The sequence below is a fragment of the Mesorhizobium sp. NBSH29 genome, assembly GCF_015500055.1.
Taxonomy (GTDB): domain Bacteria; phylum Pseudomonadota; class Alphaproteobacteria; order Rhizobiales; family Rhizobiaceae; genus Neomesorhizobium.
The window spans coordinates 990226-1012576 of sequence record NZ_CP045492.1 but is presented as its reverse complement, the minus strand read 5'-3'; the positions used below and the strand labels follow the sequence as shown (position 1 = coordinate 1012576).

The 22351-nt window shown below is 59.1% G+C and carries 22 protein-coding genes; 17 read left to right on the top strand and 5 right to left on the bottom strand.

The genetic code is table 11. The features are described 5' to 3' along the window. Position 1: 1 nt before the first annotated feature. From phnL to phnN, 11 genes are all read left to right on the top strand, one after another. Positions 2-709 (top strand): phosphonate C-P lyase system protein PhnL, encoded by a 708-nt coding sequence (gene phnL / locus GA830_RS04945; RefSeq protein WP_195163986.1) that lies wholly within the window; start codon positions 2-4, stop codon positions 707-709. Next, positions 706-1320 carry a DapH/DapD/GlmU-related protein gene (locus GA830_RS04940; protein ID WP_195163985.1) on the top strand — a complete coding sequence of 205 codons (615 nt, stop codon included), beginning with the start codon at positions 706-708 and terminating at the stop codon, positions 1318-1320. The genes phnL and GA830_RS04940 overlap by 4 nt, the downstream gene beginning before the upstream one ends. Before the next feature lie 82 nt (positions 1321-1402). After that, on the top strand, positions 1403-1669 hold the full coding sequence (locus GA830_RS04935) for a type II toxin-antitoxin system Phd/YefM family antitoxin (protein ID WP_195164776.1): 267 nt from the start codon (positions 1403-1405) through the stop codon (positions 1667-1669). Continuing rightward, positions 1666-2088: a type II toxin-antitoxin system VapC family toxin gene (locus tag GA830_RS04930; RefSeq protein ID WP_195163984.1), complete on the top strand. Its 423-nt coding sequence runs from the start codon at positions 1666-1668 to the stop codon at positions 2086-2088. The genes GA830_RS04935 and GA830_RS04930 overlap by 4 nt, the downstream gene beginning before the upstream one ends. 194 nt (positions 2089-2282) lie before the next feature. Continuing rightward, positions 2283-3128: a phosphonate ABC transporter ATP-binding protein gene (gene phnC, locus GA830_RS04925; protein ID WP_195163983.1), complete on the top strand. Its 846-nt coding sequence runs from the start codon at positions 2283-2285 to the stop codon at positions 3126-3128. 74 nt (positions 3129-3202) lie between these two features. Further along, positions 3203-4114, top strand: a complete 912-nt coding sequence (phnD, locus tag GA830_RS04920) for a phosphonate ABC transporter substrate-binding protein (protein ID WP_195163982.1) — start codon at positions 3203-3205, stop codon at positions 4112-4114. Positions 4115-4175: 61 nt separating this feature from the next. After that, complete coding sequence (gene phnE / locus GA830_RS04915) at positions 4176-5141, top strand: phosphonate ABC transporter, permease protein PhnE (RefSeq protein WP_195163981.1); 966 nt, start codon at positions 4176-4178, stop codon at positions 5139-5141. Positions 5142-5143: 2 nt separating this feature from the next. Further along, entirely contained in the window at positions 5144-6511 is a 1368-nt protein-coding gene (gene phnE / locus GA830_RS04910) for a phosphonate ABC transporter, permease protein PhnE (RefSeq protein WP_374939291.1), read from the top strand. A gap of 102 nt (positions 6512-6613) precedes the next feature. Next, a complete protein-coding gene (locus tag GA830_RS04905) occupies positions 6614-7321 on the top strand; it encodes a DUF1045 domain-containing protein (RefSeq protein WP_195163980.1) in 708 nt (235 codons plus the stop codon). Positions 7322-7325: 4 nt separating this feature from the next. Then, positions 7326-8462 carry an alpha-D-ribose 1-methylphosphonate 5-triphosphate diphosphatase gene (locus GA830_RS04900; protein WP_195163979.1) on the top strand — a complete coding sequence of 379 codons (1137 nt, stop codon included), beginning with the start codon at positions 7326-7328 and terminating at the stop codon, positions 8460-8462. Continuing rightward, a complete protein-coding gene (phnN, locus tag GA830_RS04895) occupies positions 8459-9085 on the top strand; it encodes a phosphonate metabolism protein/1,5-bisphosphokinase (PRPP-forming) PhnN (protein ID WP_195163978.1) in 627 nt (208 codons plus the stop codon). The genes GA830_RS04900 and phnN overlap by 4 nt, the downstream gene beginning before the upstream one ends. Positions 9086-9097: 12 nt before the next feature. Here phnN and nagA read toward each other — a convergent pair whose 3' ends face one another. From nagA to GA830_RS04875, 4 genes are read right to left on the bottom strand one after another with little or no spacing between them, the layout of a single operon-like run. After that, positions 9098-10261 (bottom strand): N-acetylglucosamine-6-phosphate deacetylase, encoded by a 1164-nt coding sequence (nagA, locus tag GA830_RS04890; RefSeq protein ID WP_195163977.1) that lies wholly within the window; start codon positions 10259-10261, stop codon positions 9098-9100. Next, the gene (locus GA830_RS04885; RefSeq protein ID WP_195164774.1) at positions 10258-11268 is read right to left on the bottom strand and encodes an SIS domain-containing protein; all 1011 of its coding nucleotides are present in this window, start codon (positions 11266-11268) and stop codon (positions 10258-10260) included. Before GA830_RS04885 ends, nagA begins: the two co-directional genes overlap by 4 nt. A gap of 23 nt (positions 11269-11291) precedes the next feature. After that, entirely contained in the window at positions 11292-12068 is a 777-nt protein-coding gene (locus GA830_RS04880; protein ID WP_195163976.1) for a GntR family transcriptional regulator, read from the bottom strand. Beyond that, positions 12065-12943: an N-acetylglucosamine kinase gene (locus tag GA830_RS04875; RefSeq protein WP_195163975.1), complete on the bottom strand. Its 879-nt coding sequence runs from the start codon at positions 12941-12943 to the stop codon at positions 12065-12067. The genes GA830_RS04880 and GA830_RS04875 overlap by 4 nt, the downstream gene beginning before the upstream one ends. Before the next feature lie 197 nt (positions 12944-13140). On the opposite strand from GA830_RS04875, the gene GA830_RS04870 reads away from it, so the two are divergent. From GA830_RS04870 to GA830_RS04845, 6 genes are all read left to right on the top strand, one after another. Then, the gene (locus GA830_RS04870; protein WP_195163974.1) at positions 13141-14061 is read left to right on the top strand and encodes an N-acetylmuramic acid 6-phosphate etherase; all 921 of its coding nucleotides are present in this window, start codon (positions 13141-13143) and stop codon (positions 14059-14061) included. 23 nt (positions 14062-14084) lie between these two features. Further along, a complete protein-coding gene (locus tag GA830_RS04865; protein WP_195163973.1) occupies positions 14085-15344 on the top strand; it encodes an ABC transporter substrate-binding protein in 1260 nt (419 codons plus the stop codon). Positions 15345-15624: 280 nt separating this feature from the next. Next, a complete protein-coding gene (locus GA830_RS04860) occupies positions 15625-16554 on the top strand; it encodes a carbohydrate ABC transporter permease (RefSeq protein ID WP_195163972.1) in 930 nt (309 codons plus the stop codon). 273 nt (positions 16555-16827) lie between these two features. Continuing rightward, entirely contained in the window at positions 16828-17667 is an 840-nt protein-coding gene (locus GA830_RS04855) for a carbohydrate ABC transporter permease (RefSeq protein WP_195163971.1), read from the top strand. Between the two features lie 31 nt (positions 17668-17698). After that, on the top strand, positions 17699-18757 hold the full coding sequence (locus tag GA830_RS04850; RefSeq protein WP_195163970.1) for a Gfo/Idh/MocA family protein: 1059 nt from the start codon (positions 17699-17701) through the stop codon (positions 18755-18757). Positions 18758-18794: 37 nt separating this feature from the next. Next, positions 18795-19793: an ABC transporter ATP-binding protein gene (locus tag GA830_RS04845; protein ID WP_195163969.1), complete on the top strand. Its 999-nt coding sequence runs from the start codon at positions 18795-18797 to the stop codon at positions 19791-19793. Between the two features lie 169 nt (positions 19794-19962). On the opposite strand, the gene GA830_RS04840 is transcribed toward GA830_RS04845, so the two are convergent. Further along, positions 19963-22341, bottom strand: coding sequence for an aldehyde dehydrogenase family protein (locus tag GA830_RS04840; protein WP_258045561.1), 2379 nt, complete (start codon positions 22339-22341; stop codon positions 19963-19965). Between the last annotated feature and the right edge of the window lie 10 nt (positions 22342-22351).

The window sequence follows — 22351 nt, the reverse complement described above, 5'->3', positions numbered from 1 at the left end:
AATGGCAACCCCTCTCGTCGTTTCCGAAGTCGCCAAAAGCTTCACCATGCATTTGCGTGATGGCATCACGCTGCCGGTGGTTGATAATGTTTCCTTCTCCATCCGCGCCGGCGAATGTGCGGTTCTGGGCGGCCCGTCGGGTGCCGGAAAATCATCCATTCTGAAAATGGTCTATGGCAATTACACGGTCGATCAAGGCCAGGTCATCATCACGCACAAAGGCCAGCTGGTCGATCTCGCAAAGGCTGCCCCGCGCACCATTTTGGAAGTGCGTCGCGACACGATTGGCTATGTCAGCCAGTTCCTGCGCACCGTGCCGCGCGTGGCCGCCCTTGATGTGGTGGCCGAACCGCTGGTGGCCCGTGGCGTGGAGCGTGATGCGGCTCGTTTGCGCGCCGCAGAACTTCTGGCGCAGCTCAATTTACCAGAACGGCTCTGGTCTTTGCCGCCTGCCACTTTCTCCGGCGGCGAGCAGCAGCGCGTCAACATTGCGCGCGGCTTCATCACCGATCATCCGGTGCTTTTGCTGGATGAACCGACCGCTTCGCTGGATGCTAAAAACCGCGATGTGGTGATTGCGCTCATCGCCCAGAAAAAACAGGCCGGCGTGGCGCTTCTGGGTATTTTCCACGATGCAGATGTGCGTGAGGCAGTGGCTGACCGCACGATTGATGTCACCGATTTCGCACCGGGAAAGCTTGCCGCATGAGCATGAAGCTCTCCGAAAACCCCACCATCCATCCGGGCGCCGATGTGAGCGAGAGCAAGCTTGGCCGCTACACCGAAGTGGGTGAGCGCGCCCGCATCAGCGAAACGACGCTGGGCGATTATTCCTATGTCGAGCGCGACAGCATGATCTGGTGTGCCGAGATCGGCAAATTCTCCAACATCGCCGCATCGGTGCGCATCAACGCCACCAATCACCCGACATGGCGGCCAACACTGCACCACTTCACCTACCGCGCCTCGGACTATTGGCCAGATGCCAGCCATGAAGAAGATTTCTTCAAATGGCGGCGCGACCACAAGGTCACCATCGGGCACGACACCTGGCTTGGTCACGGCGTCACCATTTTGCCGGGCGTCACCATCGGCGATGGCGCAGCGATTGGTGCCGGTGCCGTCGTGTCGAAAAATGTCGCTCCCTACACGATTGTCGGTGGTGTGCCGGCCAAACTCATCCGCCCCCGCTTCGACTCAAAAACCGCCGAACGCTATCAGCAATTGGCATGGTGGGACTGGGATCATCAAGCCATCCGCGCCGCCCTGGATGATTTCCGCGCGCTGTCGGCAGAGGCGTTTCTGGAGAAATATGGCTGATAACAGCCTCTTCCTTCTGTCCTTGCAGCCCGTTGGTACAATCACTATAGTCAAGATAGTCACAATGGTCATGGATACCCTTATGCTATCTGCACCCAAGGACGTTACCAAATGGACTGTCGCGGGAGCCAAAGCCCGGCTGTCGGAGGTTATTGAGCGCGCGCAGTCCGCACCTCAGACCATTACCCGCAATGGCAAACCCAGCGTAGTTGTGGTCTCGGCGGAGGAATGGCAGCGCAAAACGGCCCGCAAAGGAACGCTTGCAGAATTTCTGCTGGCATCGCCGCTGCGCGGCACTGATCTGGACATCACGCGGCTTGATGACGAACCGCGTGATTTCCCCCTGTGAAGCTTCTTCTCGATACCAATATCCTGTCCGAAGTGACTAAGCCTGCTCCCGAACCTAGGGTTCTGGAGTGGCTCGACAGTCTCGATGAAGATCGCTGTTTCATCAGCGTTGTGTCGATCGCCGAAATCCGGCGCGGGGTCGCCCTCATGGATGACGGCCGCAAACGAGGCGCGCTTGCCGATTGGCTGGCGCGTGACCTGCCAATGCGCTTCGAGCACAGGATTTTGCCCGTGAACGAAATGGTCGCGCTTGCCTGGGGAGATCTGATGGGGCAGGCGAAGCAGCGTGGGCGTGGACTGTCGTCGATGGACGGCCTGATTGCAGCAACGGCTTTTTCAAACAATCTCACCTTGGCGACGCGCAATATCAAAGATTTTGATGGCTTCGGGCTCAAACTCTTCGATCCGTGGGCCGCGTGAAACGGTCTCTCGCGCATTGGCCACAAAGGCGTTTCAGAAGAAATATGGCTGATTCATTTGCCTATTTCCCTTTGTCCTTGAAGGCACTGGGGAATGTAACAAAACTGACATCGAACCGACATTGCCCCTTCATGCAGCTACTCTAGGGCATGCCTTGAGAACGCGGTTAAACCGCGCCAGCAGGGAAAATGGCCATGCTCGAAATTCGCGATGTATCGCGCCGCTTCGGCAAGAACACAGCTGTCGGAAATGTCGTTCTGGAAATACCGCAGGGCCAGATGGTCGGCGTGATCGGGCGCTCTGGTGCTGGCAAGTCTACGCTGCTGCGCATGATCAACCGGCTCATTGATCCGAGCGAAGGCTCTATCCTGTTTGATGGTGTGGATGTCTCACGCATTCGTGGCGCGCAGCTGCGCCGCTGGCAGCGTGATTGCGCCATGATCTTCCAGCAGTTCAATCTCGTGCCGCGTCTTGATGTGTTGACCAATGTTCTGCTTGGCCGGCTCAACCACCGCTCCACCGTGCTTAATCTTCTTGGTATTTTTTCGCGTGAAGAGCGGGCGCAAGCCATTGCAGCTCTTGAGCGGCTGGATATTCCGCAGACTGCACTTCAGGCCGCGGGCACGCTTTCAGGCGGCCAGCAGCAGCGCGTCGCCATTGCGCGTGCGCTGATGCAGAAGCCGAAAATGATCCTCGCCGATGAGCCGATTGCCTCTCTCGATCCACTCAATGCCAAGGTGGTGATGGACGCGCTGCAAGACATCAATCTGCGCGAAGGCATCACCGTCATCACCAATCTCCATACGCTCGATACGGCACGCCAATATTGCAATCGCGTCATCGGTATGGCTGCGGGCAGGGTTGTCTTTGACGGCCCGCCCGAAGAGCTGACGCGTGAGGCCGTGCGCATGGTCTATGGCGCTGATGGCGAGGGCAACGAAATTTCTGAATCCATCACCTCAACCGCAATCCGCACACCAGCGGCGGTCAGGGTATCTGCATCATCCGGCCCATTGGAGCCTGCGCTCGAGCGGCTCTAACCACCGGGATCGTCTTGCCCGCGTCACGGGCTGTCAGCCAAGCCGGCAAAGGCCGGATCAACAGGAGAGACATCATGCTCAAGAAAGCACTTTTCGCCGCCGTGTCGCTTGCCGTGCTGGCAATCGGTACTGCTCAAGCAGAAGACCTTAAAGATTTTCGCGTCGGCATCATCGGCGGTGAGAACGAAGCAGATCGTCTGCGCAATTTTCAATGCATGATTGACAAGCTTCCAGCCGCTATCGGCGTGGAAAAAGTATCGCTTTTCCCAGCAGCTGATTATGATGGCACCATTCAGGGCCTTCTCGGCGGCACCTTGGATTACGCAGAGCTTGGCGCGTCCGGCTATGCCAAAATCTACCTGCAGAACAAGGATGCGGTTGAGCCAATCCTGACCACGGTTCAGACCGATGGCGCGACCGGCTATCACTCGATCATGGTTGCCCGCAAGGATTCCGGCATCACCAAGCTGGAAGACATCAAGGGCAAGAAGCTCGGCTATGCGGATGCCGATTCAACATCGGGCTACCTCATTCCAGTCACAGCCCTGCCAAAGGATCTCGGCGGCGTTGCGGTGAAAGATTATGTGGCTGAAACCGGTTTTGGCGGCGGCCACGAAAACCTCGTTCTTGAAGTGCTCAAGGGCAATTTCGATGTCGGCACGACCTGGGGTTCGGGCGTTGGCGAATTCAAGGATGGCTACACCTCCGGCAATCTTCGCAAGATGGTCGACAAGGGCATTCTCGACATGGACGACCTCACGGAAATCTGGCAGTCGCCCTTGATCCCGAACGGTCCAATCGTTGTGCGCTCGACGCTTGATGCAGGCATCAAGACCAAGTTCGCAGAATTCATGAAGAACCTTCCAGAGAGCGACCCAGAATGTTTCTCGGCCATTCAGGGCGGCGATTTCAAGGGCTACACGGAAGTGACGCCTGAATTCTACCAGCCAATCATCGACGCCCGTAAGGCGCAGATCGGTTCGTAACACTTCTTAAATGCTGCGTCGCCGTTCAGGCGGCGCAGCATTGACACGTGCAAAGAGTATCATGAGCGCCATTGCCACCACCAAATTGTCTGAAACCGGCCTGGCTGTTGAACGCCATTGGCGTGAACTTGCCAATACGCGCCGGCTCTACACATTAGGCAGCGTGGCGTTTCTGCTGGTCGCGCTGGCGGGTTCGTTGTGGTTCGCCAATGACAGCAATGCCGGCAAGTTTTTTGATCGCCTGCCGCATCTTTTTGATTTTCTCGACCAATTGGTTCCCCGCGACGGATGGGAAGTCTGGCGCGCTTTGTTTGACCTGCCATCGCCCTATGCCGATGGCAGCCTGAAATTCGATTACCCCGAAGGCCGGGTCTATCTCTTTGGGGCGTTCTACATGCCCGAATATGTCTACAAAATGCTGGAAACCATCAATATTGCGCTGGTCTCTACCATTTTGGGTTTTGTGATCGGTTTCCTGCTCTGTTTCCTTGCCGCATCCAATATGGTCACCCAGCGCTGGCTGCGCTTCTTCGTGCGCCGCTTTCTGGAAGTGCTGCGTGCCTTTCCAGAGATCGTGATCGCCGGCTTCTTTCTGGCAGTCCTGTCGCTCGGCGCCATTCCGGCCATGATCGCGGTCTCCATCCATACCGTCGGCGCGCTGGGCAAGATGTTCTTTGAAGTGGTGGAAAATGCTGACATGCGCGCCGATGAGGGCTTGCGCGCATCAGGCGCCAATTGGCCAGAACGTGTGTGGTTCGGCATTGTGCCGCAAGTCATGCCCAACTTCATCAGCTACGGGTTGCTGCGGCTGGAAATCAATGTTCGCGCCTCCACCATCATCGGTGCTGTTGGCGGCGGCGGCATTGGCGAGACCCTGCGCCTGTCGATCAGCCGCAACCATGAAGCCAAGACACTCGCCATCATATTTCTCTTGCTGCTCACGATCATTGCCGTCGATCAGTTTTCGGCCTGGCTGCGCAAGAAACTGGTTGGCGAACAGGCCTTTGCATTCGGGCGGGGAGATTAATCATGGCCGCCATGTCCGCAGCAGAAATTGACGCCATCTCAAACCGCCATCCGGCCGTGTTTGCCGGTTCCACCAAAAAGCTTTTCATCGGCTGGTTGGTCACTTCTGGCATCATCGCCTATCTGGTTTTTGCATGGTGGTTCTTTTCCGTCGGTGCCGTTCTGGCTGCTGGCAATTGGAATATTGCCAGCACCTATCTGGCAGACTGGATTTCCTATGAAGTGCGGCCAACGGCCAAATTCCGCGATGGCAAGGTACAGGTCGGTTATGCACGTTTCGCCACCCATAATTCTGAGCGCCAGCCAGAATGGGTTTCAATAGCCCAAGGCCCGGCAGATAAGCCCGGCACCGGCGAAAGCGCCGAATTCAGCATCGCGGAGAGCCAGATTTCTGTGACGCCTCAGATTGTTACCGTTCGTCACGGCACCGAAACGCTTATCGCAGACATTGTGTATGATCAAAGCGTCACCGCGCGGGGGCCATTGCCTGTCTGGGCAACCCAGCGCGAACCGGGCGGCAAGATAAATGTGGCGTTCGGCTTTTCCGGTCAGGCAGATATTGAGGCTGATGAAGTCAAAATCCGCCAGCGCTTCATTGGCTGGGAAAACTTTGTGTTCGATGGCAATTCACCCTTCTGGGGAAAGTCAGCCGGCGAAGTATTTTCGCTGATGATGAGCGATGTGCGCATCAAGCCGCAAATGTCCAATGCAGCTCTGGCCTGGGATAATATCTGGAACAATGCGAATTGGCAGCATGGCGATGTGTGGGTCAAACTGTTGCAAACCATCGTCATGGCCTTTGTCGGCACGCTGTTTGCCTCCATTGTCGCATTTCCTCTGGCGTTTCTGGCCGCGCGCAACATCACCCGCAACCGCCCGGTCAATCAGGTTTTGAAGCGCTTCTTCGACTTTCTGCGCTCTGTCGATATGCTGATCTGGGCGCTGTTCTTCACCCGCGCCTTTGGTCCGGGGCCGCTGGCCGGCATCTCGGCAATCTTCTTCACCGACACAGGCACTTTCGGCAAACTCTACTCAGAAGCGCTGGAAAACATCGACGACAAGCAACGCGAAGGCATCCGCTCTGTTGGTGCGGCACCTGTTTTGGTGCAGCGTTATGGCGTGGTGCCGCAGGTGCTGCCGGTGCTTTTGTCCCAGTCGCTCTATTTCTGGGAATCCAACACCCGCTCTGCCACCATTATCGGGGCTGTGGGTGCCGGTGGCATCGGTCTCAAACTGTGGGAGGCCATGCGCACCAATTCCAACTGGGCCAATGTGTTCTATATGGTCATCCTCATTCTCATCGTCGTCTTTGTTTTTGATACGATTTCATCCAAACTCCGCAAACGTCTTATCGGGGGCGCGATGCACTGATAGGCTGATGGAAGCATGTTCGGTTCGGTAAGAATCGTGGGCCTGCTTCGTCAATCTGTCATGCAAATCGCCTAGCTAAGACGTCGGCGAAGGATCTGATTCATGCGTTACGCAATTTATTTCACCCCAGACCGCGATGACCCGCTGACACGCGTGGCCGCAAACTGGCTTGGCAGAGACGCTTTTACCGGCGTGACGGCGCCTGCGCCCGCGATTGGGCGGCTCTCACCGGCTGAGATCGCGTTTCACACTGCCGCTGCCCGCCGCTATGGTTTTCACGCAACGCTCAAGGCGCCGTTTTCTCTGGCTGCCGGGGAAACGCAAGCCAGCCTGACCAAGTCGCTGGACGTTTTTTCTGCAAACATGCCGGCTTTTTCCATCCCGCGTCTGGTCATTCGCCAGCTGGATGGCTTCTTTGCACTGGTACCGGAAAGCCCGCTGCCTCAGCTCAACCGTTTTGCCGATGATGTTGTCGTCGCTTTCGAGCGTTTTCGGGCGCCTTTGTCAGATACCGAGATGGCGCGTCGCAGCCCGGATTCGCTCAAGCCGCAGGAGTTTCGTAATCTCCATCAATGGGGCTATCCCTATGTGTTCGAGGCGTTCCGCTTTCACATGACCCTTTCAGGCCGTGCGGGCGAGGCCGACGCGCCGCGTATCGCGCAGGCGATCGAAGATTTCTTCGGTCCCGTGCTTGATGAGCCTGTGCCGGTAGATGGTCTGGCGCTTTTCGTTGAAGCAGAGCCGGGCGCACCCTTTGAAGTTATGTCCTATCATCCGCTTGGCCGAGACCGCGCCAGAAAGACTGCTTGACGAAATGCCTATCGAGACCGTTTTGACCAATGCCCGCATCGTGCTGGCAGATGAAGTAATTCATGGAACTGTGCAGATCCGCGACGGAAAGATCTGCGACATTTCCGCGATCTCCGCGCAGGGCGAAGACATGGATGGGGATTTTCTCATCCCCGGTCTGGTAGAGCTGCACACAGACCATCTGGAAGGCCATTACGCGCCGCGCCCGCGCGTGCGCTGGAACCCAATTGCAGCTGTGCTTGCCCATGATGCGCAAGTCGCCACCGCTGGGATCACCACGGTGTTTGACGCGCTGCGGGTCGGCCTGGACGGCGATGCAGACATGCGCGCCGAAGAGATGCGCCATCTGGCCGACGCCATTGAAGACAGTGTGCGCAAGGACCGCCTGCGCGCAGACCATTTCATTCATCTGCGCTGCGAAGTTTCAGCACCTGATTGTCTGGAAGGTTTTGCGCTCTTTGATGGCGATGAGCGCGTGCGCCTTGCCTCGCTGATGGACCATGCGCCCGGCCAGCGGCAATTCACTTCGCTGGAGGCCTATGCCGTTTATTATAAGGGCAAGCAGAAGATGTCGGACGATGTGTTTGCAGCCTTCTGCGAACGCCGCATCGCAGAATCAGAAGCCAACTCGCCGGTCAACCGTGCGGCCATCGCACAAGCCTGCAATGCACGCGGCATCATTCTGGCCAGCCATGATGATGCAACGGTCGAACATGTCGATGAGGCGATTGCACAGGGCATCCGCGTGGCCGAATTCCCAACGACAGCTGCCGCGGCCAAGGCGTCCAAGGATGCAGGCCTTGGCGTCCTGATGGGCGCGCCCAATGTGGTGCGCGGCGGTTCGCATTCGGGCAATGTGTCGGCGCGCACGCTGGCCGAAGGCGGCATGCTGGATATTCTTTCGTCGGATTACATTCCCTTCAGCCTTATCCAGTCGGCATTCTTCCTCAGTGAAGTGGTGGATGCTGTTTCACTGCCGCAGGCAGTCGCGATGGTCTCGAAAAATCCGGCCGAGGCGGTGGGTCTGCATGATCGCGGACAGATCGAGATTGGCCGCCGCGCTGATATGGTGCGGGTACGACTTGATGAACACATTCCGGTGGTCCGCACCGTCTGGCGCGAAGGACGCCGTGTCGCATGATGGTATCCGCGCTGATCGAGCGTGAGATCGCCGGCCCTGATTTTCCGGTACGCGGCGGTGTTTTTGTTGCGGTGGTCGGTCCCAGCGGGGCCGGCAAGGACACCATTATCGACTTTGCGCGGGCGGCGCTCGGCGTTGATGGCGATGTTGATTTCGTCCGCCGTGTGGTCACCCGCCCGAGCGATGCCTCGACCGAAGATCATGACAGCCTGACGGATGCCGATTTTGATGTCGCTGAAGCAGCGGGCGCGTTCGCGCTATCCTGGGCGGCACACGGTTTGAAATACGGCTTGCCATCGAGCGTCGACCAGACCATCGCCCATGGCCGCGTCGCCGTCGCCAATCTGTCGCGCGGTGCGTTACCGGCTTTGCGGCTGCGCTATACGGATATCGCGGTGATTGAAATCACTGCCGACCGCGAGGTGCTGGCCGAGAGGCTTTCGGCGCGTGGTCGGGAATCGCGGGGCGACGTTTTGGCGCGACTGGCGCGGGCCGCAGAAATCGACCGGGCTGCCGATGTCATCACCCTCGACAATAGCGGCGCGCCCGAGATTGCAGGCGAAAAGTTTGTCGCCATTCTGCGCAAGGCCATTGCCCACGCTGATCTCGGCGGAATGGTTTGACTCGCTGCCGCTTTATGCGGCTGGAAAAACCGCATCGCCGCCAATCCACACGCCGCGAACGTCAAGACCTTCGCCCACATGCACGATGTCGGCTCTAGAGCCAGAGGCAAGCTGACCAAAAAGGGCATCGACGCCCATGGCCTGGGCTGGATAGAGCGAGGCCATGCGCAGCGCTTCGTCCAGCGGCAGGCCGATTGTTTCGACTACGAAACGAACTGCGGAAATCATATCGAGATCAGCGCCTGCCAATGTTCCGTCAGCGAGGCGCAGGCCGCCGTTGGCGCGGGTGATGGTGCGACCGTTGAGCGTAAATTCGGTCATGTCGGTGCCGATCGTGGCCATCGCGTCGGTGACCAGGAATATCCTTCCCGGATGGCGCTTGGCGCGGAGCGCGATCCCCATTGTCTCGGCATCAACATGGATGCCGTCGGCGATGATGCCGGCATTCAGCGTCGCGCAGGCGATGGCCGCGCCGGCAAGCCCTGGTTCACGGTTGCCGATTGGGCTCATCGCGTTGAACAAATGGGTGGCGACGGTGGCCCCGGCTTTGGCATAGGCAAAGGCTGCATGCGCACCGGCATCGCTGTGGCCAAGGCTGACGATAATGCCAGCGCCGGCGAGGCCGGCTACCTGCTGGGGCGTCACGGATTCGGGCGCGATGGTGGTCAACAGGTTGGGCAGTGATTGCCGCGCTGCCACCAGCATGGCTTCGTCTGCGGCTTGCATCGGGCGGATCAGGGACGGGTCATGAGCGCCTTTGCGCGCCAGCGAAAGGTGCGGCCCTTCGAGGTGGAGACCGAGAAAGCCCGGTACGTTCTGGCGGGCGGCCTCGACACCGGCTGCAACGGCAGCGCGGGTGATTTCTGGCGTGTCGGTGATCAGCGTTGGCAAAAGGGCCGTGGTGCCAAAGCGAGCATGGGCGGCGCAGATGGTCCGGATGGTTTCGACATCCTGCTGGTCATTCAGCATCACGCCGCCGCCGCCATTGACTTGCAGGTCGACAAAGCCCGGTACCAGCAACCCGCCGGCAAGGGTGACCTGCCCGACCTCCTGCGGCACCGCATCGGCCTGGACGATCGCCTCGACCGTGTCGCCGCGAACCAGCAAGGCGGCGCCCTCGTGAAAGGTCGTGCCGTCGAAGATTCGGGCGCCACAATAGGCGATCAACGCGCTCATCGGGTTTCAGTCACCTTTTTCAGGTTGCGCGGTTCATCGGGGTTAAGGCCACGCTGGCGGGCAAACGCTTCGATAAATGCGTAGTACGACACGATCAGGGCAAGCGGATCGGTGAGCGGATGACCGGTTGCAGCAAACGGCAGTGGTCGGGCGCGGCTGACCATGTCGCTGGTGATAAACACCGCAGCCTGCTTTGTGCTCAGCGTATCGGCGGTATCTGCCATGGACAGCTCCGAGCGGTCGCGGGCGGCCAGCGCCAATACGGGAAAGCCCTTTCTCACCAGTGCCAGCGGGCCATGCATCACTTCTGCCGCACTGTAGGCCTCGGCATGCAAGCCGCAGGTTTCCTTGAATTTCAGCGCCGCTTCATTGGCGATTGCAAAGGAGGGTCCCCGGCCGAGAATGAAGAGCGAGTTTTCTCCGTCCAGCGCGCCGGCAAGCGGGCTCCAGTCACAGTCGATCGCCCTCGCCAGATGCTCCGGCAGCGCCTGGAGCGCGGCAAGCAAGTCGGCATCGTCGGTGCAATGGGCCATCAACGCCAGGCCGGCCACTGCCGAGTTGACGAAGGTCTTGGTTGCGGCAACGCTGTTTTCCACGCCGGCGGCAATATCGATCGTATGATCGGCAGCATCGGCCAGCGGCGAATCCGGCGTGTTGGTGAGCGCGATGGACAATGCCCCGCCGCGCCTGGCTTCCTGTGCCATCGCAACGATATCGGGGCTCTTGCCCGACTGGGAGATGGAAAGGCAAGCCGAGCCCTCAAGTCTCAGCCGCTTGCCGTAAATGGATGCGACGGACGGGCCGACGGAGGCAACCGGAATGCCTGCCGTCAACTCCACCGCATATTTGAGGTAGGACGCCACATGGTCCGATGAGCCGCGGGCCACCGTGATCAGAAAGCGCGGGTCCCGGGCACGGATGTCGCGGCCTGCCTCGGCAAGGGCCTTGCCTCCGCTGTCCAGCAGACGCTGCGTTGCTTGAGGAATTTCGGCGATCTCGCGCCGCATGTGGGTGGTTTCACTGCTCAATTTCAATCTCCGGTTCGACCGCCACCGAGCTGAAGCTCGGCGACAAAGTCATAGGCATCGCCCCGATATACGGAGCGGGTAAACTCGATGACGCGGCCGCTTGCGAGATAGGAAATGCGCTCAATGCGCAATCCGGCGGAAGCGGTGGGGACTTCAAGCAGCGCGGCATCGGCGTCGCTCAGATTGGCTGCGGAAATGCGTTGCACCGCACGCACGGGACGGTTGCCGGTTTTCTCGAGCGCCTGGTAAAGGGAGGCGCTGACCGTGACAGGGTCCGGGAGCGCGTCGGTGGAGAGCGACGCGCGCTCGATGGCCAGCGGCGTTCCATCGGCTATGCGCAGGCGTGAAACCCGGGATACGAGGTCTTTAGAAGACAGGCCGAGCACCATCATTTCATCCGGAGATGGTTGATACACACCGCGATCCAGCCACCGGGAGCGCACCGTCATGCCGCGTCGCGCCATATCTTCGGTGAAGGAGGTCAATTGCGACAATGACTGCTCGACGCGCTCGCGCCGTGGCGCCACAAACGTCCCCGACCCATGGCGCTGCACCAGAATGCCGCCTTTGACCAGATCCTGAACTGCCCTGCGTACAGTCACCCTCGAGATGTCTGCCAGGGTGGCAATATCCCTTTCGGAAGGCAGCGCGTCACCGGGGCCGATCTGGCCACTTTCGACCGCCGCCTCGATTGAGCGTCTGAGCCTGAGATAGAGTGGCGCGCCATTGTGGCCATCGCGCCTCAGCGTGGCGAACATGCTCTCAGCCACGTCGTTCATCGCGTTGGCCTTTTCGACGAAAAGTAGCGCGCGGCCATGGCCACGGCACCGCCCAGCGCGTCATCCGCGGGTGGGCGAAGCAACGCCTGATAGCGCTCTGACAATCTGGGGGCGTAGAGCCCCGACAGGCCGCCCAACAGGCAGAGTGGATCGCCCGTGCCCAGATCCAGCACATTCAATGCGGCCTCCACATCGGCGACAGCGCGATCGATGATCAAGGACGCGACCGCATCGCCTGAGGCGGCATGTTCGAACACCTTTGGTGCAAAGCCGCCGAAATCGCCGGGCTTGGCATGAGTGGTGAACTCCACGACATCTTCCGGATTGCCGCGAAACACCGCCAGCATCTCGCTGGTCAGGGCAGAGGCGGGACGGATGCCGTCATGGGCAAGCAGCGTCTGTTCCAGCAGGTCGCGGCCGATGCGTGCGCCGCTTGCCTGGTCGCCGATCATGAAGCCCCAGCCGCCGACCGGACGCGCCACGCCGTTGCGACGCACCATATAGGCGGTGCCGGTTCCGAGGACGGCAATGGCGCCATCGCCCGAGCCGATCGCGCCCTCAAGTGCGATCTCGGCATCGGTCTCGACTCGGCTGTCGCTGAAAGGCAGGATCGCGGTGAGCTGCTGGCGATAGGTGCCGACATTGGCACCTGCCAGCCCTAGAACCGCTGGCGTTCGACTGAGCAGGCCAGGATCAAGGCCGGCAGCCACAAACGCCTGTGTCGCGGCATCAACGATATTGGAACGCGCACCGGTCAGGTCGGTGCGGATGTTTGCGGCACCGCTTTTGGTGCGGGCCAGGATCGTGCCATCCGCATGCGCAAGGGCTGCCCTGCAGCTGGTTCCGCCGCCATCGATGCCGAGCACAAATTCCACGGTGATCCTCCTGTCCAACAACAATACCAATAAAATACCAATAGCCAAGCCCTAAAATGCCCGCCTTTTTCAGCTAATGTCTAAAATTCGATCTTTTCTGTCATTTTCTGCGATGCTAATCGCAAAACCGAAATATTCGTTAACGCTGCTAGACAAGTGGTACGTTTTTGGTATTGTCCTATTCAGGGAGGCATTACATGGCCGTTGCGCAGACCGAAGAGCAGCACCCAAAGGCCGGCGGATTGGATCTGCTGGGCCCGGAAGCCGTGCTTTCCATTCTTGCCGACGCACAGGCGGAAGCCGCCCGCGCCGTCACTTCGGCCATTCCCCAAATAGCCAAGGCTGCTGAACTTGCCGCCAGCGCACTCAAGGCCGGCGGTCGTATCGGCTATGCGGCGGCAGGAAGTTCCGGGCTTATGGCAATGGCCGACGCTCTTGAACTGCCTGGCACCTACGGCATTGGCCGCGAGCGCATCGCCATTATGTTGGCCGGTGGCCAGGCCGCCCTATACGATCTTGCCGGTTCGCCCGAGGATGACACTGCACAGGCGGTGCGCGACTTTGCCGAGGCCGGCCTCGTGCGCGGCGACTGCCTGATTGCGCTTTCGGCCAGCGGTTCGACACCCTATGCGATTGCCGCGCTAGAAGAAGCGCGCCGCGCGGGCCTTTCAACCGTTGCCATCGCAAACAATGCGGATACGCCGATCCTAAAGCATGCAGATGCACCCATCGTGCTTGCCACGCCGCCGGAAGTCATTGCCGGCTCGACCCGAATGGGTGCCGGCACCGCGCAAAAAATTGCGCTCAACATGCTATCGACGCTTATGGCGGTGCATCTTGGGCATGTGCATGATGGCTACATGGTCAATGTTCTGGCCGACAACATCAAGCTGAAGCGACGTGCTTCCAGCATCGTGGCAGCCGTTTCCGGCTGTAGCGCGGAAGCTGCGGCCCGCTTCCTGGAACAGTCAGGAGGCGCGGTGAAACCGGCCATTCTTCTGGCAGCCGGTTCTCGCGACGCGGCAGCGGCAAACGATCTTCTTCAACGCACCGGCTACAGGCTCCGGCCGGCGCTGACGGAGCTAGAGGGGAGCCTTGGCTCTCAAAAGCGAACCTAAACAGGTCAACAGGGAGAATGGAAATGACACGTAAGACATTGACTGCGTTGCTTCTCGGCACCAGCGTGCTCGGCTATGCCGGCACGGCTTTCGCCGCCGACGTGACGCTGAACATCGAAAGCTGGCGCAATGATGATCTTGCCATCTGGCAGGAAAAACTCATCCCCGCTTTTGAAGCCGCAAACCCGGGCATCAAGCTCAACTTCGCCCCTTCGGCTCCAACCGAATACAACGCCGCTCTGAACGCCAAGCTGGACGCCGGCTCGGCTGGTGATCTCATCACCTGCCGCCCCTTCGACGCTTCGCTGGAACTGTACAACAAGGGTCACCTTGCAGACCTGACCGGCGTCGCCGGCATGGAGAACTTCTCCGATGTCGCCAAGTCCGCCTGGCAGACCGACGATGGTAAGGCCTCTTTCTGCGTGCCAATGGCCTCGGTCATCCACGGCTTCCTCTATAACAAGGAAGCGTTCGAGAAGCTTGGCATCACACCGCCGGCCACGCAGGCCGAGTTCTTTGCTGCCCTCGACAAGATCAAGGCAGATGGAACTTACATCCCGATGGCCATGGGCACCAAGGATCTGTGGGAAGCCGCAACCATGGGCTACCAGAACATCGGTCCAAACTACTGGAAGGGCGAAGAAGGCCGCTTGGCGCTGATCAAGGGCGAGCAGAAGCTTACCGACGCGCAGTGGGTCGCGCCTTTTGCCGAACTTGCGAAGTGGAAGCCCTATCTGGGTGACGGCTTTGAGGCGCAATCTTACCCGGACAGCCAGAACCTCTTCACACTGGGACGTGCGGCGATATTCCCTGCAGGTTCGTGGGAAATCTCGGGCTTCAACACGCAGGCCGAGTTCAAGATGGGCGCCTTCCCGCCACCAGTGCAGAATGCCGGCGACACCTGCTACATCTCCGATCACAACGACATCGCGATCGGCATGAACGCCAAGTCGGCACATCCAGAAGAAGCCAAAAAGTTCCTAAGCTGGGTAGCCTCGCCAGAATTCGCGACCATCTATGCCAACGCGCTTCCAGGTTTCTTCTCGCTCAACTCGACGGCTGTGAAGATGGAAGATCCATTGGCGCAGGAATTCGTGTCATGGCGTGAGAAGTGCAAGCCAACCATTCGCTCAACCTATCAGGTTCTGTCGCGTGGCACACCCAACCTCGAAAACGAGACATGGGTGGAATCGGCCAATGTGATCAACGGCACCTCGACGCCAGAAGTCGCTGCCAAGAAGCTTCAGGACGGTCTCGACAGCTGGTTCAAGCCAGCCAAGTAGGCTTTGCCTGCGCGCTCGCGCAGAAACAGCACAAAGCTTGAGACCATCAAGGCCTCACACACTTCCCGCCGCTTGAAAATGCGGCGGGAAGTGCACGACGCAAGAGACTCCTAGCCAAATCGGTACCAAGCATTTTCGCATTTGGAAGAAAGCGAGACTGGTTGCGTTTCGTATGTTCAAATAAACAGGCCCCTTCATCCGCCAAGCGAGAAGGGTCCGCACCGGAAGATGAAAGGCAGCGCCTTCCCTCTCCGCAACAATAACCGGGAACACCGACCGCATGGCCGACACACAAGCAGCAAAACGCCCAACGCGCTGGCATATCGCCATTTTTCTGGCGCCGGCCCTGCTCGTCTATACAGCGGTGATGATCCTGCCACTGTTTGGCACGCTGCAATTATCGCTCTTCACCAAGGTTGATAATATCAGCGTCTTTGCCGGATTGGACAATTTTCGCACGCTGCTGGGTGATCAACGCTGGGCTGCAACCTTTTGGAATGCGCTGTGGAACAACACCTGGTTTTTCATCATTCACATGCTGGTGCAAAACCCCATCGGCATTGCATTGGCGGCGCTGCTTTCCAGTCCCAGCCTGCGCTTTTCGGCTTTTTACCGCACCGCGATTTTCATCCCCACGATCCTCTCCTTTGTGATCGTCGGCTTCGCCTGGAAGCTCATCCTGTCGCCGCTCTGGGGCGTCGCGCCCAACATGCTCGATTTTGTTGGCCTGAAAAGCCTCTTCCAGCCTTGGCTCGGCAAGGAAGAATATGCACTGACGACGCTTGGCCTCATCTCGGTCTGGCAGTTTGTCGGCATTCCCATGATGCTCATTTACGCAGCGCTGCTGACGATCCCCGACGAGATCATCGAAGCGGCGGAAATTGATGGCCTGACTGGTTTCCAGCAGTTCTGGAAGATCAAGCTGCCGCTCATCCTGCCTTCAATAGGCATTATCTCGATCCTGACCTTTGTCGGCAATTTCAACGCTTTCGATCTCATCTATTCGGCACAAGGCGCGTTGGCTGGGCCAAATTATTCGACCGACATTCTGGGCACCTTCCTGTACCGCACCTTCTTCGGCTTCCAGCTGCAAGCGGGCGATCATAATATGGGCGCGACCATTGCCTCGATGATGTTCTTCATCATTCTGGCTGGCGTCTCGGTCTATCTCTTCGCCATCCAGACGCGGCTGCGCCGCTACCAATATTGAGGGCGTGATCGTGGAAAAAATCCCCTCTCCGTCCCGATTCGCGCACACTTGCCGGAAGACCTCCTCTCCGTCCCGCTTCGCGGTCCACCTCTCCCCCGTGCCGGGGGCGAGGAACTGCGGCGGTGCTGCCGGCGCTTTTCCAGCTTGGTCGAAGTCATTATCCAGCTTGGATTCCTCGCCCCGCTTGCGGGGAGAGGTGGCCCGCAAAGCGGGACGGAGAGGGGTTATTAGCACCAACCTCCCCACCTTCGTCCCAGCCAGAAGGTCGCCATCATGAGCCGCGCCAGAACTTCCCTGCCGCGCACCATCGGCGCGCACGCCATCCTGCTCACCTATACGGCGATTGCGCTGTTTCCGGTGCTGGTCATTGTCGTCAACGCGTTCAAATCGCGTGGCGCAATCTTCCGCGAACCGCTGATGCCGCCAACGTCTGAGACGTTTGATCTCATCGGCTTCATGACGGTCCTCAAGCAGGGAGATTTCTTCCTGTATTTTCAAAATAGTGTCATCGTCACCGTGGCGTCGCTGTTCTTCGTGCTTCTCTTCGGCGCCATGGCCGCCTTTGCCCTTTCGGAATACCGCTTCCGCGGCAACACGATGATGGGCCTCTATCTGGCGCTTGGCATCATGATCCCCATTCGCCTTGGCACGGTCGCCATACTCAAGCTTATGGTGGCTTCAGGTCTGGTTGATACGCTGACAGCACTTGTGCTGGTCTACACCGCGCAGGGGCTGCCGCTGGCCGTGTTCATCCTGTCTGAGTTCATGAAGCAGGTATCGGATGATCTGAAGAATGCGGGCCGCATTGATGGCCTGTCGGAATATACGATCTTCTTCCGCCTTGTCCTGCCTTTGGTGCGCCCGGCAATGGCAACTGTTGCCGTGTTCACCATGATCCCGATCTGGAACGATCTGTGGTTCCCGCTGATCCTTGCGCCTTCCGAGGCCACCAAGACAGTCACGCTCGGCGCGCAACTATTCATTGGCCAATATGTCACCAACTGGAACGCGGTACTGGCCGCCCTGTCGCTCGCCATTTTGCCGGTGCTGGTGCTCTACCTCATCTTCTCGCGCCAGCTCATCCGCGGCATCACCGCTGGAGCCGTGAAGTGAGCGCTACCATTCAGACTGTCGGGACAAAACCATGAGTGCACTAAAACCATTGAGCGTCGTCGTCGCCGGCCTTGGCAATATGGGCAAGAGCCATGCGCTTGCCTATCACGCCAATCCCGGCTTCGAGATTGCAGCCCTGGTCAACCGCACGGGCGAGGCACCGGCAGAGCTTTCAGGCTATACGATGCGCACCTCGTTCAAGGATGCGATTGCCGAGTTCAAACCAGATATTGCCTCGATCAATACCTATTCCGACAGCCATGCCGATTATGCAGTGATGGCGCTGGAAGCCGGGTGTCATGTCTTCGTCGAAAAGCCGCTGGCCACCACACTTGCCGATGCTGAGCGCGTGGTCGCTGCCGCCAAGGCCAATGGCCGCAAGCTCGTCATTGGCTACATTCTGCGCCATCATCCCTCATGGCAGCGCCTGATTGCAGAATCGCGCGCGCTGGGCGGGCCTTATGTTTTCCGCATGAACCTCAACCAGCAATCTTCCGGCCCCACTTGGGCAACCCACAAGCAATTGATGGAAACCACGCCGCCCATCGTGGATTGCGGCGTGCATTATCTCGATGTCATGTGTCAGATCACCGATGCAAACCCGGTGGAAGTGCGCGGCATGGGCCTGCGCCTTTCCGATGAGATCGCGCCTGAAATGTACAATTACGGCCATCTTCAAGTGCTGTTCGATGATGGCTCGATGGGTTGGTATGAAGCAGGTTGGGGGCCGATGATGTCGGAAACCGCCTTCTTCGTCAAAGACGTGATTTCGCCGAAAGGCAGCGTTTCCATCGTTATGAGCGACAGCGCCAAGTCAGATGACATCGACACCCACACCATGACCTCGGTCATCCGTGTTCACCGCGCTGAAACGGGCGCAGACGGCAAGTTTGTTCACCCAGACCAGAACCTGTCGATGGAGGGCGAGCCAGACCATCAAGGATTGTGCGACCGTGAACAGGCTTTCCTTCTGGATGCCATTAACAATGACGCAGACCTCACCCGTCATATGGACGACGCGGTGAAGTCACTGGCCGTGTGCCTCGCCGCCGATGAGAGCGTGCGCACAGGCAAGGCGGTGATGCTGTGAAAGCCACCGCTAACATCACGAATACCGGGAGACCCACATGGGCGCGCTGAAACTCGAAAACGTCAGAAAATCCTTCGGCAAGGTCGAGGTGCTGAAAGGCATCAACCTTGATGTGAAGGATGGAGAGTTCGTCGTGTTCGTCGGCCCGTCCGGCTGCGGCAAGTCGACATTGCTGCGCATCATTGCTGGTCTTGAAGATCTGTCTGGCGGTGATGTGCTGATCGACGATGAAAAGGTCGATCAGGTGCCACCTGCCAAGCGCGGCATTGCTATGGTGTTCCAGACCTACGCGCTCTATCCGCATCTGACCGTCAAGGACAATATGGGCCTTGGTCTGAAGCAGGCGGGCAAGCCCAAGGATGAAATCGAAAAGCGCATAGCCGCATCTTCGGCCATGCTCGATCTCGACCCCTATCTCGCGCGCCGCCCGGCAGAACTTTCCGGCGGTCAGCGCCAGCGCGTCGCGATTGGCCGCGCTTTGGTGCGTGAGCCAAAACTGTTCCTGTTTGATGAGCCTCTGTCGAACCTTGATGCAGCACTTCGCGTCAATACGCGTCTTGAAATCGCCCAGCTTCATCGCCGCCTCAAGGCTACGATGATTTATGTCACCCACGATCAAGTCGAGGCGATGACACTGGCCGACAAGATCGTCGTCCTCAATGCTGGCCGTATCGAACAGATCGGTTCGCCGATGGATCTCTACAATGAGCCGGCAAACGAATTTGTCGCAGGCTTCATCGGTTCGCCGAAAATGAACTTCATCGAAGGTGCCCGTCTTGGCGACACGGCAAAGTCGATTGGCGTTCGTCCCGAGCACATCACCGTTGATGACAAGAGCGGCACCTGGAAGGGCACCGTCATTCATGCCGAACATCTGGGCGCCGACACAAATCTCTACATTGATACGGAAAAAGCCGGACTGTTGACGGTACGTATTTTTGGTGTTCACGAGGCGAAGCCGGGCGCACTTGTCTATGCGACACCTCATCCTGAAAAAACCTACCGGTTCGGACCGGATGGAAACCGTTTGGGCTGAAACCCAGCGTTCTTCAGACGCATTTCGACAGATTACGCGGGCCTGGACCCGCGCAATTGCGTTATGGTGCTGAAAACATTCTCCGATTCTTCCTGAATCTGCTGCTCGACATCCATATCTATCGAACACCGCTTTTGGTGCGGGGGGCCTCGTGGCCGGCAAAATCGGGTCAGTCGCCGTACGGCACCCAGACATTTTTGGTATCGACGGCACGCTGGAGCAGGGCCTGCGGCGCCCAGGAGCCGGCATTCCAGTCCACCGCACGGCCGCCGCCGGTGAAGACTCGTTTGAGATTTCCAGTCGATTCTGCTTCCACCAAACGGCAGGTCTCCTGGTCGGCTATGCACCATAGACCGTCCACATCATCATGTTTTGCCAGCACGCCGGCGAGTTCGGCGCTGACCCCGGTGACGATGTTCAACGCACCGGGAGGCACATCGGAGGTTTCGACGACCTGATAGAGATCCGTTGCAACCAGCGGCGCGACTTGGGAAGGGATCACCACCACGCTGTTGCCCATGGCGAGCGCCGGTGCGATCATGGAGATCAGCCCGAGCAATGGCTCAGCGTCCGGCGCGATCAGTCCGACGACGCCAACCGGTTCATGCAAAGCCAACGTCACCGCGCGCTGCGGTGGCTGATGGATGCGGCCTTCAAACTTGTCGGCCATGCCAGCGTGATAGAAAAGGCGCTCCACGGACTGGTCGAATTCCGAGCGGGCGGCCTTTTCCGAAGCTCCCGTTAAGTGCCTGATTCGCTTAACGAATTCGTCCGAACGCGCGGCCAGGTTTTCCGCCAAGAAATAGAGCACCTGGCTGCGGTTATAGCCGGTCGCGCCGCCCCAGGAATGCGCCGCACTACGCGCTGCCGAAACGGCATCGCGAATATCCTTCCGGCTGCCGAGGCCGACCTCTCCGGCAATTCGGCCCTTTGTGTCTGTTACACTGCGCGAATAGTTGCCATCCGGGCGAACCTGCTTGCCGCCGATGAAAAGCTTTGGCGTGCGGTCTATCTGGCCTGCTCCTTCCTCGCTGCCTTGCGGGTTGGGCACTGCTTTTGCGGGTTTCAAAAACGCGCCCCTTGGCGCATCCGGCACCAGATATTCCAGCATGCCTTCATAACCGCCCTCGCGGCCGAAACCGCTTTCGCGGTTGCCGCCGAAGCCGCAGGAGGCGTCGAACATGTTGGTGCCGTTGATCCATACAACGCCCGCCTTGAGCGCCGGAGCGACCGCCAGCGCGCGGTTGATGTTCTCGCTCCAGACCGAGGCAGCGAGGCCATAGCGCGTGTTGTTTGCAAGTTCGATTGCTTCTGCCGTGTCCCTGAAAGTCATGGCGGCCAGCACAGGGCCGAATACTTCTTCCTGGGCAAGGATATTGGCAGGAGATACGCCCGTGGCAAGCGTCGGCAAATAGAAATATCCCGTGGTCGGGCAGGCAATATCAGGTTGCCAGCATGTGGCGCCCTGATCGGTTCCCTGCTGGACAAGGCCGGCGACTCGGTCTCGCTGAACAGCGGCGATCAGGGGGCCGATGTCTGTATTCTTGTCCAGCGGGCTTCCAAGCCTGAGCGCTGCCATACGCCTGCGTACCTTGTCGAACATCTGTTCAGCTATGCTCTCCTGTACAAGAAGACGGGAGCCGGCGCAGCAGACTTGACCTTGATTGAACCAGATGCCATCGACCAGCCCTTCCACAGCACTGTCGAGATCAGCATCTTCAAACACGATGAAGGCTGATTTTCCGCCAAGTTCCAGTGACAATTTCTTACCGCTACCGGCAGTTGCCTTGCGGATGATCTTGCCGACTTCGGATGAGCCGGTGAATGCGATCTTGTCGACGCCAGGGTGGCTGACCAAGGCAGCGCCGGCGTCCGGTCCACCTGGCAGGATATTGATGACACCCTTTGGAACGCCCGCACGGGCGCAGATCTCGGCGAACAGGATCGCCGTCAGCGGCGTGAACTCCGCGGGCTTCAAGACGATGGTACATCCGGCGGCAAGTGCAGGCGCTATCTTCCAGGCAAGCATCAGAAGCGGAAAGTTCCACGGGATAATCTGACCAACCACGCCTGCTGCCTTATGGCCGGCAAAACTCTTGTCGAGGCTTTGTGCCCATCCTGCGTGGTGGATGAAGTGACGGATGGCCAGAGGCACGTCGATGTCGCGACTCTCCCGGATCGGCTTGCCATTATCGAGCGTTTCCAGGACCGCGAAAAGGCGCTGGTGGCGCTGCATGGCGCGACTGATCGCGTAGAGAATTTTCGCTCGTTCGAACCCCGTGCGTGCGTGCCATTTCGGCAGGGCTTTTCGGGCAGCGGCTACAGCCGCATCGACATCGGGCGCGCCGGCGTTCGAGACCGTCGCCAATGTCTCTGTGGTGGCGGGGTCTTCGGTGGTGAATGTCGCGCCGCTGGCCGCAGCCTGCCATGCGCCCCCTATGAAAAGGCCCTTGCCAAAATCCCGGCCCGCCAGCCAGGCATCAGCCTCGCCGCGCGCCTCGGGCGCCGGACCGTATTCCATCGCGTCGTAGCGTTCCAGTATGTTCACGATGATCTCC

Coding starts and splice junctions, on each gene's coding strand:
- phnL (WP_195163986.1), top strand. CDS start 2: ATGGCAACCCCTCTCGTCGTTTCCGAAGTCGCCAAAAGCTTCACCATG.
- GA830_RS04940 (WP_195163985.1), top strand. CDS start 706: ATGAGCATGAAGCTCTCCGAAAACCCCACCATCCATCCGGGCGCCGAT.
- GA830_RS04935 (WP_195164776.1), top strand. CDS start 1,403: ATGCTATCTGCACCCAAGGACGTTACCAAATGGACTGTCGCGGGAGCC.
- phnC (WP_195163983.1), top strand. CDS start 2,283: ATGCTCGAAATTCGCGATGTATCGCGCCGCTTCGGCAAGAACACAGCT.
- phnD (WP_195163982.1), top strand. CDS start 3,203: ATGCTCAAGAAAGCACTTTTCGCCGCCGTGTCGCTTGCCGTGCTGGCA.
- phnE (WP_195163981.1), top strand. CDS start 4,176: ATGAGCGCCATTGCCACCACCAAATTGTCTGAAACCGGCCTGGCTGTT.
- phnE (WP_374939291.1), top strand. CDS start 5,144: ATGGCCGCCATGTCCGCAGCAGAAATTGACGCCATCTCAAACCGCCAT.
- GA830_RS04905 (WP_195163980.1), top strand. CDS start 6,614: ATGCGTTACGCAATTTATTTCACCCCAGACCGCGATGACCCGCTGACA.
- GA830_RS04900 (WP_195163979.1), top strand. CDS start 7,326: ATGCCTATCGAGACCGTTTTGACCAATGCCCGCATCGTGCTGGCAGAT.
- phnN (WP_195163978.1), top strand. CDS start 8,459: ATGATGGTATCCGCGCTGATCGAGCGTGAGATCGCCGGCCCTGATTTT.
- nagA (WP_195163977.1), bottom strand. CDS start 10,261: ATGAGCGCGTTGATCGCCTATTGTGGCGCCCGAATCTTCGACGGCACG.
- GA830_RS04885 (WP_195164774.1), bottom strand. CDS start 11,268: ATGCGGCGCGAGATCGCCGAAATTCCTCAAGCAACGCAGCGTCTGCTG.
- GA830_RS04880 (WP_195163976.1), bottom strand. CDS start 12,068: ATGAACGACGTGGCTGAGAGCATGTTCGCCACGCTGAGGCGCGATGGC.
- GA830_RS04870 (WP_195163974.1), top strand. CDS start 13,141: ATGGCCGTTGCGCAGACCGAAGAGCAGCACCCAAAGGCCGGCGGATTG.
- GA830_RS04865 (WP_195163973.1), top strand. CDS start 14,085: ATGACACGTAAGACATTGACTGCGTTGCTTCTCGGCACCAGCGTGCTC.
- GA830_RS04860 (WP_195163972.1), top strand. CDS start 15,625: ATGGCCGACACACAAGCAGCAAAACGCCCAACGCGCTGGCATATCGCC.
- GA830_RS04855 (WP_195163971.1), top strand. CDS start 16,828: ATGAGCCGCGCCAGAACTTCCCTGCCGCGCACCATCGGCGCGCACGCC.
- GA830_RS04850 (WP_195163970.1), top strand. CDS start 17,699: ATGAGTGCACTAAAACCATTGAGCGTCGTCGTCGCCGGCCTTGGCAAT.
- GA830_RS04845 (WP_195163969.1), top strand. CDS start 18,795: ATGGGCGCGCTGAAACTCGAAAACGTCAGAAAATCCTTCGGCAAGGTC.